The 12,581-nt window shown below is 68.9% G+C and carries 15 protein-coding genes; 8 read left to right on the forward strand and 7 right to left on the reverse strand.

Annotation, left to right across the window (positions count from 1 at the left end; all coding sequences use genetic code 11):
• Positions 1-2 precede the first annotated feature (2 nt).
• Genes AAFN86_RS22475 through AAFN86_RS22490 form a run of 4 tightly spaced genes read left to right on the forward strand, consistent with a single transcriptional unit; the run spans position 3 to position 3,991 of the window.
• A complete protein-coding gene (locus AAFN86_RS22475) occupies positions 3-605 on the forward strand; it encodes a thiamine pyrophosphate-dependent enzyme (RefSeq protein WP_347545798.1) in 603 nt (200 codons plus the stop codon).
• A 52-nt stretch (positions 606-657) separates the two neighbouring features.
• Positions 658-1,626 carry a tripartite tricarboxylate transporter substrate binding protein gene (locus AAFN86_RS22480; protein ID WP_347545799.1) on the forward strand — a complete coding sequence of 323 codons (969 nt, stop codon included), beginning with the start codon at positions 658-660 and terminating at the stop codon, positions 1,624-1,626.
• An 8-nt stretch (positions 1,627-1,634) separates the two neighbouring features.
• Entirely contained in the window at positions 1,635-2,609 is a 975-nt protein-coding gene (locus AAFN86_RS22485) for a hydroxyacid dehydrogenase (protein ID WP_347545800.1), read from the forward strand.
• A gap of 11 nt (positions 2,610-2,620) precedes the next feature.
• The gene (locus AAFN86_RS22490; protein WP_347545801.1) at positions 2,621-3,991 is read left to right on the forward strand and encodes an MmgE/PrpD family protein; all 1,371 of its coding nucleotides are present in this window, start codon (positions 2,621-2,623) and stop codon (positions 3,989-3,991) included.
• A gap of 77 nt (positions 3,992-4,068) precedes the next feature.
• Here the strand turns inward: AAFN86_RS22490 and AAFN86_RS22495 are convergent, their stop codons facing one another.
• The 6 genes from AAFN86_RS22495 to AAFN86_RS22520 form a co-directional block, all read right to left on the reverse strand.
• Positions 4,069-4,299 carry a hypothetical protein gene (locus tag AAFN86_RS22495; protein WP_347545802.1) on the reverse strand — a complete coding sequence of 77 codons (231 nt, stop codon included), beginning with the start codon at positions 4,297-4,299 and terminating at the stop codon, positions 4,069-4,071.
• Positions 4,300-4,319: 20 nt separating this feature from the next.
• Positions 4,320-4,490, reverse strand: a complete 171-nt coding sequence (locus AAFN86_RS22500; protein WP_347545803.1) for a hypothetical protein — start codon at positions 4,488-4,490, stop codon at positions 4,320-4,322.
• 163 nt (positions 4,491-4,653) lie between these two features.
• Positions 4,654-4,860: a cold-shock protein gene (locus tag AAFN86_RS22505; protein ID WP_168043352.1), complete on the reverse strand. Its 207-nt coding sequence runs from the start codon at positions 4,858-4,860 to the stop codon at positions 4,654-4,656.
• A 198-nt stretch (positions 4,861-5,058) separates the two neighbouring features.
• Positions 5,059-6,021, reverse strand: a complete 963-nt coding sequence (locus tag AAFN86_RS22510) for a tripartite tricarboxylate transporter substrate binding protein (protein WP_347545804.1) — start codon at positions 6,019-6,021, stop codon at positions 5,059-5,061.
• 98 nt (positions 6,022-6,119) lie between these two features.
• Positions 6,120-7,097 (reverse strand): tripartite tricarboxylate transporter substrate binding protein, encoded by a 978-nt coding sequence (locus tag AAFN86_RS22515; protein ID WP_347545805.1) that lies wholly within the window; start codon positions 7,095-7,097, stop codon positions 6,120-6,122.
• 32 nt (positions 7,098-7,129) lie between these two features.
• Complete coding sequence (locus AAFN86_RS22520) at positions 7,130-7,912, reverse strand: enoyl-CoA hydratase/isomerase family protein (RefSeq protein WP_347545806.1); 783 nt, start codon at positions 7,910-7,912, stop codon at positions 7,130-7,132.
• 123 nt (positions 7,913-8,035) lie between these two features.
• On the opposite strand from AAFN86_RS22520, the gene AAFN86_RS22525 reads away from it, so the two are divergent.
• Complete coding sequence (locus AAFN86_RS22525; protein ID WP_347545807.1) at positions 8,036-9,208, forward strand: CaiB/BaiF CoA-transferase family protein; 1,173 nt, start codon at positions 8,036-8,038, stop codon at positions 9,206-9,208.
• 6 nt (positions 9,209-9,214) lie between these two features.
• On the opposite strand, the gene AAFN86_RS22530 is transcribed toward AAFN86_RS22525, so the two are convergent.
• Positions 9,215-9,763, reverse strand: a complete 549-nt coding sequence (locus AAFN86_RS22530; RefSeq protein ID WP_347545808.1) for a chlorite dismutase family protein — start codon at positions 9,761-9,763, stop codon at positions 9,215-9,217.
• Between the two features lie 120 nt (positions 9,764-9,883).
• Here AAFN86_RS22530 and AAFN86_RS22535 point away from each other — a divergent pair, with 120 nt between their 5' ends.
• The 3 genes from AAFN86_RS22535 to AAFN86_RS22545 are packed head-to-tail and all read left to right on the forward strand — an operon-like array spanning position 9,884 to position 12,551.
• Positions 9,884-11,062 carry an enolase C-terminal domain-like protein gene (locus AAFN86_RS22535; RefSeq protein WP_347545809.1) on the forward strand — a complete coding sequence of 393 codons (1,179 nt, stop codon included), beginning with the start codon at positions 9,884-9,886 and terminating at the stop codon, positions 11,060-11,062.
• Entirely contained in the window at positions 11,059-11,706 is a 648-nt protein-coding gene (locus AAFN86_RS22540) for a class I SAM-dependent methyltransferase (RefSeq protein WP_347545810.1), read from the forward strand. The genes AAFN86_RS22535 and AAFN86_RS22540 overlap by 4 nt, the downstream gene beginning before the upstream one ends.
• Entirely contained in the window at positions 11,703-12,551 is an 849-nt protein-coding gene (locus tag AAFN86_RS22545; RefSeq protein WP_347545811.1) for a MipA/OmpV family protein, read from the forward strand. The genes AAFN86_RS22540 and AAFN86_RS22545 overlap by 4 nt, the downstream gene beginning before the upstream one ends.
• Positions 12,552-12,581 lie beyond the last annotated feature (30 nt).

The following is a 12,581-nucleotide window of genomic DNA, read 5'->3' on the forward strand; positions in this document are numbered from 1 at the left end:
CGATGCTCGCGGAATCCGGAAAGCTCGACCGTCGCGAACTGACCCGCGCGCTGCTCGCGGATCGTGGCGAACTGGCGGTGATCGCCGGCCTTGGTGCGCCGTGCTGGGACATCACGGCGGTGGGCGACCACAAGCTGAACCTGCCGCTGTGGGGCGGCATGGGGGCGGCGGCGATGATCGGCCTTGGCCTCGCGCTGGCGCAGCCGACGCGGCCGGTGCTGGTGCTGACCGGCGATGGCGAAATGCTGATGGGCATCGGCGCGCTGGCGACCATCGCGGTGAAGAAGCCCAAGAACCTCGCCATTGTCGTGCAGGACAACGAGCATTACGGCGAGACCGGCATGCAGGAGACGGCGACGAAGTATGGCGTCGATCTGGTGGCCATGGCGCGCGGTGCGGGTTTCAAGAACACGATGTTCGTGACGAAGCCTGAGGAAGTGCCCGCCCTGCGCGCGGCCATCCATGCAGGCGACGGGCCATTCTTCGCGGTGGCGAAGATCGATGCATCGAGCAAGAAGCTGGTCCTGCCGCCACGCGACGGTGCGGCGATCCAGCATCGGATGCGGGAAGCCATCCTGGGACCGGCGGCCTATCACCAACTCTGACGCGCCATGCAAACCGGCAAAGACCGGCAGGCGCCAATACGGGAGGAACCACATGAATCGCCGCAGCCTGATCGCCGGGATCGCCGCTCTCGGGGCCGCGCGCCCGGCCCTGGCGCAAGGGGCCTGGGCGCCGGACCGCCCGATCCGGCTGGTGGTGCCCTTCGCGCCGGGCGGCAGCACCGATGTCACTGCGCGGCTGGTGGCGGAGGCCATCGCGCCGAAACTCGGCCAGCCGGTGGTGATCGAGAACCGCCCCGGCGCGGGTGGCAATATCGGGTCGGAAGCGGTGGCGCGGTCGGCGCCGGACGGCCACACGCTGGTGATGGGCACCAGTTCCACACACGCCACCAATGTCGCGCTGTATCGCAACCTGCCTTACCAGCCGCTGCGGGATTTCGCGCCGGTCAGCCAGGTGTCGTTCATACCGAACCTGCTGGTGGTGAACCCCGAACTGCCCGCGCGTGACCTTGCCGCGCTGATCGCCCTGGGGCGCGCCCAGCCGGGCCGGCTGAATTTCGGCAATGCAGGGTCGGGCACATCGCAGCATCTGTCGGCCGCAATGATCGCCTCCAAGGCGGGCATCGAGGTCACGCATGTCGCCTATCGCGGCGGTGCGCCGGCCGTGACCGACCTGCTGGGCGGGAAGATCCAGGCCATGGCCGCGCCGCTGGTCGAGGTCATCGTCCACGTCCAGGCTGGGCGCCTGCGCGCCATCGCCATCACCACCGCGCGCCGTTCGCCCCTGCTGCCCGAAACGCCCACCATCGCCGAGACCATCCCCGGTTTCGAGGTCGCGCTGTGGAACGGCTTCTTCGCCCCGGCCGGAACGCCGCCCGCGGCCGTGCTGCGGATCGCCACCGCGATCAGTGAGGTCCTGCGCACCGACGACATGCGCGCGAAACTCGCCCAGCAGGGCAGCGAGCCGGTCGGCTCCACGCCCGAAGCCTTCGCCACCTTCATCGCCGCCGAAATCCCGAAATGGGCGGAACTCGTCCGCATCTCCGGCGCCACCGTCGAATAGGAAGCCCCATGCCGCATATCGTCTGCCTCCGCCCGCTGCATCCCGATGCCATGGAGCGGCTGCGTGCCGAGCCTGGCTACAAGATCACGATGCTCGACCCTGTGACGCCGGAGACGCTGGCCGAGCCGATGAAGACGGCGGATGCCATCATCGTGCGCGCGACGAAGATCGACCGCGCCTTCCTGGCCAATGCGCCGGCCCTGCGCATCTGCGCCCGCCACGGCGTGGGATACGACGCGGTGGATGTCGAGGCGCTGACCGAACGCGGCATTCCGCTGACCGTCACGCCAGATGCGAATGCGGTGTCGGTCGCCGAGCACGCGATGATGCTGATGCTGACGACTGCGCGTCGCACCGTGGACTACAACGCTAACACCAAGGCGCTGGATTGGGGCCCGAAGCCGTCGCTGCGGACGCTCGACCTCGCGGGGATGACCGTGCTGGTGGTGGGTTTCGGGCGGATCGGCGGGCGCGTCGCGCGGCTGTGCCAGGCCTTCGGCATGGATGTGCTGGTCCACGACCCCTATATTCCGCAGAACACCATCAAGGGCGCGGGGTTCAAGCCGGTGAAGGTGCTGCATGAAGGCCTGGCCGCGGCGGATGTCGTGACCACCCACCTGCCGTCGAACACCGAGACGCGGGGGATGGTCAACGCCGCCTTCTTCGCTGCGATGAAGCCGGGTGCGGCGTATATCAACACCGCGCGCGGCACGCTGGTCGATGAAGCCGCGCTGACCAATGCGCTGAAGTCCGGGCATCTCGGCGCCGCCGGCCTCGACGTATTCTGGGAGGAGCCGGTGACGACGAAGTTGCCCTTCCTCGATTTCCCGAACGTCGTCGTGTCCCCGCATTCCGCCGCGGCGACCGACCAATCCACCCGCCGCATGGGCCTGTCCTGCGCCGAGAGCATCTTCGCCCATCTCAAGGGCCAGCTCGACCCCGACGTCGTCATCAACAAGGAGGTGCTCCGCGGCAACGCGTGAGCAGCACGACCATGACGAATCCGCTCCTGATCCTTGCCGACCACGCTGCCACCTGGAAGTCGCGGCCGCTTGATGCCGAGGTCGCGCATCACGCGCGCCGCGCGCTGGTGGATTGGTTCGCCGCCTTGCTGGCCGGTGCCTGGCGCGAACCGGCCACGCTGATGTCGGCGGCGCTGGAGGACGAGACGCGCGGCGGCGGCGGTGCCGTCTGCTACGTCACTGGCCGGCGCGTGCCTGTGCGCCATGCCGCGCTGATCAACGGTACGGCGTCGCATACGGTCGAGTTCGACGACATCTATCGCTACGCCGTCTATCACCCGGGCTGCCCGACCATCGCGGCGGCCCTCGCTGCCGCGCAGTCACGCGGGACGGACATGGACACGCTGCTGCGCGCACTCGCCGCGGGGTATGAGGTGTCCTGCCGCATCGGCCTCGCGGTGCAGCCCTCGCACTACGATTTCTGGCACACCACCGGCACGGTCGGCACCTTCGGTGCTGCGGCGGCGGTGGCGGTGCTGTTGGACAGCGATGCGACGCGCATCGCGCATGCCATCGCGACCGCCGCGACCATGGCTTCCGGCCTGCAGCAGGCCTTCCGCGGGGAGGGCATGTCGAAGCCGCTGCATCCGGGCCATGCGGCCGAAGCCGGCGCGCTGGCCGCGATGGCCGCGGCAAAAGGCATGACCGGCGCTCTGGATGTGCTGCATGGGTCGGCGGGCTTCGCGGCCGCGACCAGCGAGGACACCGGCAAGTGGGAAAAGTCGCTCGCCAATATCGGCAAGCCCTTCGCCATCACCGACATGACCTTCAAGAACCATGGCTGTTGCGGGCACATCTTCGCGGCACTCGACGCGGTGCGCGACCTGCATCTGGAAGCCGGCTTCAAGCCGGAGGATGTCGTGTCGATCGCTGTCGGCGGCTACAAGGCCACCAAGGACGTCTGTGATCGCCCGGCGGCGCAGACCGAGCAGGATTGCCGCTTCTCCACGCAGTTCACCGTGGCGACCATGCTGCTGCATGGCGGCGTGCGGCTGGTGGCCTTCACGCCGGATCGGCTGGTCGATCCTTCGATCCGCGCACTGATGGCCAAGGTGACGGTGTCGCTCGACCCGGAATGCGCCGCGGCCTTCCCGTCGAAGCGGTCAGCCAAGGTGACGATCACCCTGAAGGATGGCCGCGTGCTGAATCGCCATCAGCACACGCGCAAGGGCGATCCCGATGCGCCGCTGAGCGACCAGGACCTGTCCGACAAGTTCCTGGAACTGACATCGGATGCCGTGGGCCCCGCCCAGGCGAAGGCGCTGCTTGGGCAATTGTGGACGGGTTCGGTCCTGCCGGGGATCGTGCCGTTGGTGGTGAACCAGGCCCGCGCGGCGGAGTAGAGCGTGATGACCGAAGGGGCGCAGGCCCCGGAGGTCTGAATCGCGCCGAGGGGGAGGATCGCCCTCCCCCGGGCCAGTTACTTGCGCTTGCCGCCGACGCGGACGAGTTGCGAGATTGCCAGCGCGGCCCGGCCGGACGCCTTCGCGATCTCGTTGTCCTGTTCCTCGATGACCTTGCGGGCCGGCTCGTCGCCGTCCAGTCCGCCCAGGATCTCCGCGGGAACCTTGCGATTTGAACGCCGGCTGCCGTCTTCGTAGAACACGTCGAACAGCACGAAATTGGCTTTGCTGCCTGGTTTGGCGGCCATGTCTGTCTCTCCTCCGCGCGTCAGTCGCGCGCGGGTTCCTCGGCCTCGGTGGTCTCGGGCTCGTCGGGCTCTCCGGAAGCCTTGCGCTTGGCGACCGCTTCTTCGCGCTCGCGCTGCTTGGCTTCCTTCTTGGCCTGCTTGGACCGGTTCACGTCGGCACGCTGTTGGCCGTAATTGGGCTTTCGCGCCACGGCGATTCTCCGCGTGTCTAGAGCACATCGCAGCTGACCGAGATCAGTCAGGCGCGTCAGGATGCTCGATCAAGCAAAGGTCTGGGTTGCCGCGCCTGTGACCATGCACGCGCGCGACGACCCAAGATGGAAAGGGCGGCCCGGAGGCCGCCCCTTGGAAGTCTCAAGCGAGGCGGAGGTTGCCCGCCGAGATCTTGCCCTGCTGCCCGCGCTGCAGCTCGAACTCGACCTTGTCGCCTTCATTCAGGCCGTTCAGGCCCGAGCGCTGCACGTCGGAGATGTGGACGAACACGTCCTTGCTGCCATCTTCCGGCTGGATGAAGCCGTAGCCCTTGGTCGCGTTGAACCACTTGACGGTACCGATGCTCATGCCGATGTCTCCGGGTTGAGCGTTGCCGCCGCACGACATGCGCGACGGAAAAGCCGGCGCGCTGTAGGGGCGCGACGGGCCAGCCATCGCTGAGGCTCAACCATAGGTAAGGCACGGAGAGCAGGTCCGCGGACGGACCGGACGAGGTGACGGAGGGGATATGCGCGTTCCCTCATCCGAATGCAAATCCAATCGGCGTCAGCCCGCACGCGCCCCGGTTGCACGCAGGATCGGAAGCCAGCGATCCATCTCCGCTTTCAGGAAGTTGCGCAGGACGGTCGCATCGCCGGCGCGCGGTTCGACGCCGCGCTCGACGTAGCGCTGCTGCACGGCCGGATCGGCCAGCACGGCAAGCGTCGCTTCGCTCAGCATTCGAACGATGGCGGGTGGTGTCGATGCCGGCGCATACAGCGCCTGCCACGAGGATGTTTCATATCCCGCCACGCCGGCTTCCTGCAGTGTCGGCAGGTCCGGCACCATGCGGGATCGTTGGGCCGTCGTCACCGCCAGGCCGCGGGCGCGACCATCCTGCATCAGCGGCGCGATCAACGTCTGGCTGTCGATCATGAACTCCACGCGGCCGGCGACGAAATCCGTCACCGCCGCCGGCGTGCCGCGATACTGCACGATGGTGAAGTCCACGCCCGCGAGCGACTTCAGCAGTTCCCCCGCCAGATGCGATGCCGCGCCGATGCCGGTGGTGGCGAAGGTCGCGTCCCCGCGCTTGCCGCGCAGCCAGGCCAGCAGGGATGGCACGTCGTTCGCCGGCACGGCGGGATTCACCGCCAGGATGAAGGGCTGTTCGCCAAGCAGCGCGACCGGCGCGAAATCCGCCACGGGATCGACGCCGGCATCGGGGAATAACGCGGGGATGACGCCCTGCGCCGCACCGTTCAGCAGCAGCGTGTAGCCATCCGGCGCGGCGCGGGCGGCGTTGCGCGCGCCGATGGTGCTGCCCGCGCCGGGGGTGTTCTCGATGACGATGGGCTGGCCCAGCCGCCGAGACAGCGGCTCGGCGACGATGCGCGCCACCACGTCGATGATGCCGCCGGCGGCGAAGGGGACGACGACGCGGATGGCGCGCGATGGATAGCCACCCTGCGCCCGCGCCACGGCGGGTGTGGTCAGCGCAGCGACGAGCAGGGCGCGTCGGTCAAGCATGGCAGGGCTCCCGGTTGTCGCGGCGAGCGTAGCAGGCTACCCGGGCCGGGAAAGGCGGGATGCGGCGGGCGCGGTGCCGAAGCCCCGCGCCCGGCGCTTCAGTCCAGCCGGATGTTCGCGCCGCGTACCAGGGCTGCATAGCGATCGGCGTCGCCGGTCAGCATGCGCGCCGCGTCCTGCTGCGTGCCGCCACCGATGACGAAGCCGGCATCGCTGATGCGCTTGCGCAGCGTCTCATTGCCATAGGCCTTGTTCACCGCGGCCACCCAGCGATCGGCGATCGGCTGCGGGATGCCAGGCGGCGCCACCAGCATGTACCAGACCACGGCGTCGAAGCCGGGGAAGCCGAGTTCGGCCACGGTCGGCACGTCGGGCAGCCATTCCACGCGCTGCGGCATCGTCACCGCTAGCGCGCGGACCGCACCCGAGCGGATATGCGGCAGGTAGGTCGGGAAGGTGTCGATCGCGAGGTCGATGCGCCCCGCGAGGATCTCGTTCACCGCCTGGCCGGTACCGCGGAAGGGCACATGCGTCATGCGGACCCCGGCCTGGGAGGCAAGCAGTTCCGCCGCCAGATGCTGCTGCGTCGCGACGCCGGAGGAGGAGTAGTTCAGGACGCCGGGATTCTCCTTCGCGCGCGCCAGCAGTTCGGGCAGCGTGCGGGCCGTCGAATTGGCCGGCACCACGGCGACGAGGGGCACGGTCGCGGCGTGCACCACGGCCGTCTGGTCGCGGTGGATGTCGAAGGGCGGCGGCGTCATCAGCGGCGGCACCACGGCGGACGCGCTGATCGTCGTCATCAGCATCGTGTAGCCATCGGGCCGCGCGCGCGACATCGCCAGCACCGCCAGCGTGCCCGAAGCACCCGGCCGGTTCTCGACGGCGACGGCCTGGCCGAATTCCTCCTGCAGCGCGGGGGCGAGGAAGCGGGCGATGATGTCGGTCCCGCCGCCGGGGGCGAAGCCCACCAGCATGGTGATGGTGCGGGACGGATAGGCCTGTGCGAGCGCGGGCGCGGGGAGCAGCGGCGCCAGCGCCGCCGCGCCCAGGGCGCGGCGGGTGATGCGGATCGTCATACTTCGTTTCCTCCGGTCGGCAGGTGCCGCCCTTACTTGCCCTTGAAGTTGGGCGCGCGCTTGTTGAGGAAAGCGTCAACGCCTTCCTGGAAATCGGCGGAGGTGAAGCACATGGTCACCAGGTCGTCGCCCTCGACCTCGCCGGTCGCATGGCGCAGCCGGCGCAGCGCCATCTTGGTCGCCTTCAGCGTCAGCGGTGCCAGGGTGGACATGGTGGTGGCGAGTTCCATCGCCCGCGCCGCGACCGCATCCGGCGTGTCCAGCACTTCCGACACCAGGCCGAGATGCTTGGCCTCGGCCGAGGAGAACAGCCGCGAGGTCATGATCATCTCGGCGATCGCCGCCGGGCCGACCAGCGCGTAGAACCGCGCGAAGTTGTTCATGTTGAGAATGTTGCCGAGCGTCTTCGCGATCGGCAGGCCGAAGCGCGCGCCGGTATCGCAGATGCGGATGTCGCAGCACCCGGCGATGCCGAGCCCGCCTCCGGTGCAGGCCCCGGCGATCGCCGCGATGATCGGCGTGTTGCAGTTCTCGAGCGCGCCCAGGACCTTGTCGATTCGCGCCTCGTAGCCCAGCGCGTCCTCGGCGGTCTTGAATTCGCGGAACTGGGAGATGTCGGTGCCCGAGGCGAAGGCCTTGCCACCGGCGCCGGTCAGCACCCAGACGCGGATCGACGGGTCGTTGCTGATCTGCTCGGCCAGTTCCTGGATCCGCTGGTACATCGGGAACAGCATGGCGTTGCGCGCCTGCGGGCGGTTGAAGGTGGTCCAGGCGATGCCGCCCTCACGGACCTCGTGCAGAATATCGTCGCTCATGGTGCTCCGTCCCGATCGGTGTTCGGACCAAGGCGTAGCGTGCCGGGCCGGGCCGTCAAGTCGCTGTCTTGCCGATCCGCCCGGGCGGTGCGAACACGCGCGCAACCCGAAGGAGCCACGCCCATGATGCCGCTGTCCCGATTCACCGTGCTCGACCTGACCCGCGTGCGTTCGGGGCCGACCTGCGTGCGCCAGCTCGCCGACTGGGGTGCGAATGTCATCAAGATCGAGGCGACCGACGAGGTCGACACCGGCAAGGGCCTGGGCGGCGAGCGGGACGGGCCGGATTTCCAGCATGTCCATCGCAACAAGCGCGGCATGACACTGAACCTGAAGGCGCCAGAGGGCCTGGCCGCCTTCCGCCGCATGGTGGCCCGCGCCGATGTGGTGGTCGAGAACTACCGGCCGGATGTGAAGACGCGCCTGGGTGTCGACTACGACGCGCTGGCAGCGATCAATCCGCGCATCGTGCTGGGGTCGATCTCCGGCTTCGGGCAGGACGGCCCCTATGCCAGGCGGCCGGGCTTCGACCAGATCGCGCAGGGGATGGGTGGGCTCATGTCGGTCACCGGCCTGCCGGGTCAGGGGCCGGTGCGCGCTGGCATACCGGTCGCGGACCTGACGGCGGGGCTGTATTGCGCGCTCGGCATCATGGTCGCGCTGCTGGAACGCGAAGTGACCGGCAAGGGTCGCTGGGTGCATGTCTCCCTGCTCGAAGCCATGATCGCGATGATGGATTTCCAGGCGACGCGCTGGACCATGAAGCATGAGGTCCCGAAGCAGGCCGGCAACGACCACCCCACCACCATCCCGACCGGGCTGTTCCGCACATCCGATGGCGTGATGAACATCGCCGGCGGCGGCCAGGTCATGTGGGACCGCATCGTGAAGGTGCTGGGCATCGAGGAGGCGGCGAAGGACCCCGACATCGCCACCGACAAGCTGCGCAGCCAGAACCGCACCAAGGTAAATGCGCTGCTGGAGACGGTGACGCTGACCGATACCTCCGCCAACTGGGTCGCGAAGTTCAACAAGGAAGGCGTGCCCTGCGGCCCGGTCTACGCCATGGACCAGGTCTTCGCCGATGAGCAGGTGAAGCATCTCGGCATCGAGATGACGGTGCAGCATCCGCGCCTCGGCGCGCTGGCGGTGGTGCGCGCGCCGATGCAAATCGAAGGCGTGGATTGCGCCAAGAACCCGACGCCGGAACGCGGCGAGCACACCGACGCTGTGCTGGCCGAATTCGGCTTCAGCGCCGACGAGATCGCGGCGCTGAAGGCGGCCAAGGCGGTCTGAACCGCCTCAGTCGCGCGTGAGGCGGATCTCCACCTCGCGCGTGACGTAGCGCCATTCGGCGGTCGCGCGCAGGCGGGTGACCAATGCGTCGAAGCCAGCCTCGTCTTCCGGCGTGAATTCGAACCAGGTCAGGAAGTCGAAGGGCTCGCCGAGGTCGCGGCAATGGACCAGTCGCCGCGCCACTGCCGGCAGGTATTCCAGGCCGATGGCGATGTGGTGGGACTGGTCCTCCAGCACCGCACGGCGGGCATCCTGGGCGAGGTCCCACCAGGCGTCCGATTTGCGGATCGGGATCAGCGCCGCGCGTGTCGCCCGCGGTCGCCCAAGGCCCTGCTGCACGCTGGCGAGCATCGCCCGCTCGGCCTCCGCCGTATAGCGCAGATTGCTGGTGACGCCGCGCAGCCGCCAGGCACCGGCTGGAGCCGTTGCCGGGCCATCCTCGACTGCCAGCCGAGCCGCGGGCGCCAATGGATCGCCGCTGACCGGGCGGATCGCGGTAACGCGCCAGGGGCCGGTCGCTCCGGCGGTGATGCAGACAGGCAAGGGGGCGGCCATGGGGCAAGGCTAGATGCCGCAGCGCAGCATGCACAAGCGCTTCGTGCTACCGTGCCCGGTTTGCGCCATGGCCGCCGCGCCTGTAGGACTTCGCGCCGCCATCAGCCGAGGAAGCCGCCCATGCGCATCGCCTCCATTCGCCAGGGCGTGGTGCCCATCAGCAGCGCCATCGCCAACGCCTATATCGATTTCTCGAAGATGACGGCGAGCGTCGTCGCCATCACCGTGGAGGACGGCGCCGGAACGCGCGCCACTGGCTACGGCTTCAATTCCAACGGCCGCTACGCGCAGCCGGGGCTTCTGGTGGAACGCTTCGTGCCGCGCCTCGAGGCTTGCACGGAAGCGGAGCTGACCGCCGCCGACGGCAGCCTGAACGTCGCCGGCGCCTGGGCCGCGATGATGAAGAACGAGAAGCCCGGCGGCCATGGCGACCGCTCCGTCGCGGTCGGAGTGCTCGACATGGCGCTGTGGGATGCGGCGGCGAAGCTGGAAGGCAAGCCGCTGTGGCGGCTGCTCGCCGATCGCTTCCGCGGCGGCGAGGCCGATGAGAGCGCCTGGGTCTATGCTGCCGGCGGCTACTACTATCCCGGCAAGGGCGTCGATGCGCTGGTCGAGGAGATGAAGCGCTATCTCGGCCTCGGCTACACCACGGTGAAGATGAAGATCGGCGGCGCCCCCGGCACGCCCATCAAGGACGCGCTGCGCGAGGATGTCGCCCGTATCGAGGCCGTGCTGAAGCTGCTGGACGGCGACGGGTCGCGCCTGGCGGTCGATGTGAATGGCCGCTTCGGCCTACATGCCGCGCTGGCCTATGGCGCGGCGCTCGAGCGCTTCAAGCTGCGCTGGTATGAGGAGCCGCTCGACCCGCTGGACTACGCGACGCATGCGACGCTTGCCGAACACTATGGGCCGCCGCTGGCGACGGGGGAGAACCTGTTCTCCATGCTCGATGCGCGCAACCTGATCCGCCATGGCGGGCTGCGACCGGATCGCGACATCCTGCAATTCGATCCCGCACTGTCCTACGGCCTGGTCGAGTACCTCCGCACCCTGGAGATGCTGCAACTTCATGGCTGGTCGCCGCGGCGCTGCGTGCCGCATGGCGGGCATCAGTTCGCGCTGAACATCGCGGTGGGGCTCGGCCTCGGCGGCAACGAATCCTACCCGGAGGTCTTCGCACCCTTCGGCGGCTTCGCCAACGATACGCCGGTGGTCGATGGCCGCATCCGCATGCCGGATGCACCCGGCATCGGCTTCGAGCACAAGAACGACCTGTGGGCGGTGCTGAAGGATCTGTGACGCCCCGCGCGCGGGACCTTGCCGGGGCGGTCGCCGCCCGGCACGTCGGTCGCGCCGCGCAGGGCTTCGCACGTGGCAAGCTGCGCAGGGATCCGGTGCTACCGGCATTGCTCGCGCAGCCGCCGTTGGGCGACGTGCTGGATCTCGGCTGTGGCCGCGGCCTGATCGCGCTGGCCCTCGTGCTGGCCGGCCGCGCGCGCAGCGTCACCGGCCTCGACCTGGATACCGGCAAGATCGCGCGTGCGGCCGTGGCGGCGGATGGGCTGCTGGCTCGCTTCGCCGTCGCCGATCTCGCCACCGCCGAAATACCGCCCTGCGACACCGTCCTGCTGATCGACGTGCTGTCGCAGATGCCGCCCGACGCACAACATGCTCTGCTCGCGCGTATCCTCGCCGTGGCACCAGCGCGCATCATCATCCGCACGCCCGACCCCGAACGCGGCTGGCGCAGCGCCGTTGGCCTCGCTGCCGAGCATCTGCGCCGTTGGTTCGGCGCCGATCGCGCGGGATACCGCGCAGTGGCGCCGCTGCTGCCGCATGATTTGACCGCCCCTCTCGAAGCCGCCGGCTACCGCATCGCCATCACGCCCTGCTGGGCTGGCACGCCGCTGCCGAATGTGCTCATCCTGGCGGAACGCCCATGATCCGTCGCATCGCGCCATTCCTGATCTACGCCGCCGCTGCGCTGCCCGCCCGCGCGCAGCAGCTGCCGGTCTTCGAGGTCGGCATCGCGGGTGGTGGCGGCACCGTGCCGGCCTATCCGGCGTCCAGCCAGAACCAATGGCGCGGCCTGGTGGTGCCCTACATGATCTATCGCGGCGACATCTTCCGTGCCGATGATGGCGGGATGCGCGCGCGGGCGAGCCTCGCCGACGATATCGAGCTGTCGGTCAGCGCCTCCGGCGGCTTCCACGCCGCGTCCTCCGATGTGACGGCGCGGCAGGGCATGCCGGATCTCGACTGGCTGGGCGAGATCGGGCCCAATCTGCGCTTCACCGTCTGGCGCGGGGAGAACGAGGCATCGCCGGCGCGGCTCGTGGTTGATACGCCGGTGCGCGCGGTGTTCTCGACCGACTGGTCCTCGATCTCCTTCCGCGGCTTCACCTTCGCGCCCGACATCGCCTACGAACGGCTGCACGTCTTCTCGCAATATGCGCGGCTGCGCGTCGCGGCGGGCGTGCTGTTCGGGACGGACCGCTACACCGACTATTTCTACGGCGTGGCGCCGGAATACGCGACGCCCGGACGACCGACCTATGACGCACGGGCCGGCTATGTCGGCGCGCGGCTGACCCTGTCCTATCGCTTGCCGATCACCGAGCGGCTGTCTGTCGTCGCCGGCGGCCGGGTCGAGAATTTTTCCGGCGCCACCAATGCCGACAGCCCGCTGTATCGCAGCCGCTGGAACGGATCCCTGGTGGTGGGCTTCGCCTTTTCCCTGTGGCGGTCGGACGCACAGGTGGACGTGTCGGCCCAGCCCTTCGACTGACGGCGCGCATCGCGGCTTCAGCCGACGCCG

The organism is Roseomonas sp. CAU 1739, assembly GCF_039839775.1.
Lineage (GTDB): Bacteria > Pseudomonadota > Alphaproteobacteria > Acetobacterales > Acetobacteraceae > Neoroseomonas.

What these genes read in the sequence shown, in the direction of transcription:
- AAFN86_RS22475 (WP_347545798.1), top strand. Translation starts at nt 3, where the DNA reads ATGCTCGCGGAATCCGGAAAGCTCGACCGTCGCGAACTGACCCGCGCG.
- AAFN86_RS22480 (WP_347545799.1), top strand. Translation starts at nt 658, where the DNA reads ATGAATCGCCGCAGCCTGATCGCCGGGATCGCCGCTCTCGGGGCCGCG.
- AAFN86_RS22485 (WP_347545800.1), top strand. Translation starts at nt 1,635, where the DNA reads ATGCCGCATATCGTCTGCCTCCGCCCGCTGCATCCCGATGCCATGGAG.
- AAFN86_RS22490 (WP_347545801.1), top strand. Translation starts at nt 2,621, where the DNA reads ATGACGAATCCGCTCCTGATCCTTGCCGACCACGCTGCCACCTGGAAG.
- AAFN86_RS22495 (WP_347545802.1), bottom strand. Translation starts at nt 4,299, where the DNA reads ATGGCCGCCAAACCAGGCAGCAAAGCCAATTTCGTGCTGTTCGACGTG.
- AAFN86_RS22505 (WP_168043352.1), bottom strand. Translation starts at nt 4,860, where the DNA reads ATGAGCATCGGTACCGTCAAGTGGTTCAACGCGACCAAGGGCTACGGC.
- AAFN86_RS22510 (WP_347545804.1), bottom strand. Translation starts at nt 6,021, where the DNA reads ATGCTTGACCGACGCGCCCTGCTCGTCGCTGCGCTGACCACACCCGCC.
- AAFN86_RS22515 (WP_347545805.1), bottom strand. Translation starts at nt 7,097, where the DNA reads ATGACGATCCGCATCACCCGCCGCGCCCTGGGCGCGGCGGCGCTGGCG.
- AAFN86_RS22520 (WP_347545806.1), bottom strand. Translation starts at nt 7,912, where the DNA reads ATGAGCGACGATATTCTGCACGAGGTCCGTGAGGGCGGCATCGCCTGG.
- AAFN86_RS22525 (WP_347545807.1), top strand. Translation starts at nt 8,036, where the DNA reads ATGATGCCGCTGTCCCGATTCACCGTGCTCGACCTGACCCGCGTGCGT.
- AAFN86_RS22530 (WP_347545808.1), bottom strand. Translation starts at nt 9,763, where the DNA reads ATGGCCGCCCCCTTGCCTGTCTGCATCACCGCCGGAGCGACCGGCCCC.
- AAFN86_RS22535 (WP_347545809.1), top strand. Translation starts at nt 9,884, where the DNA reads ATGCGCATCGCCTCCATTCGCCAGGGCGTGGTGCCCATCAGCAGCGCC.
- AAFN86_RS22545 (WP_347545811.1), top strand. Translation starts at nt 11,703, where the DNA reads ATGATCCGTCGCATCGCGCCATTCCTGATCTACGCCGCCGCTGCGCTG.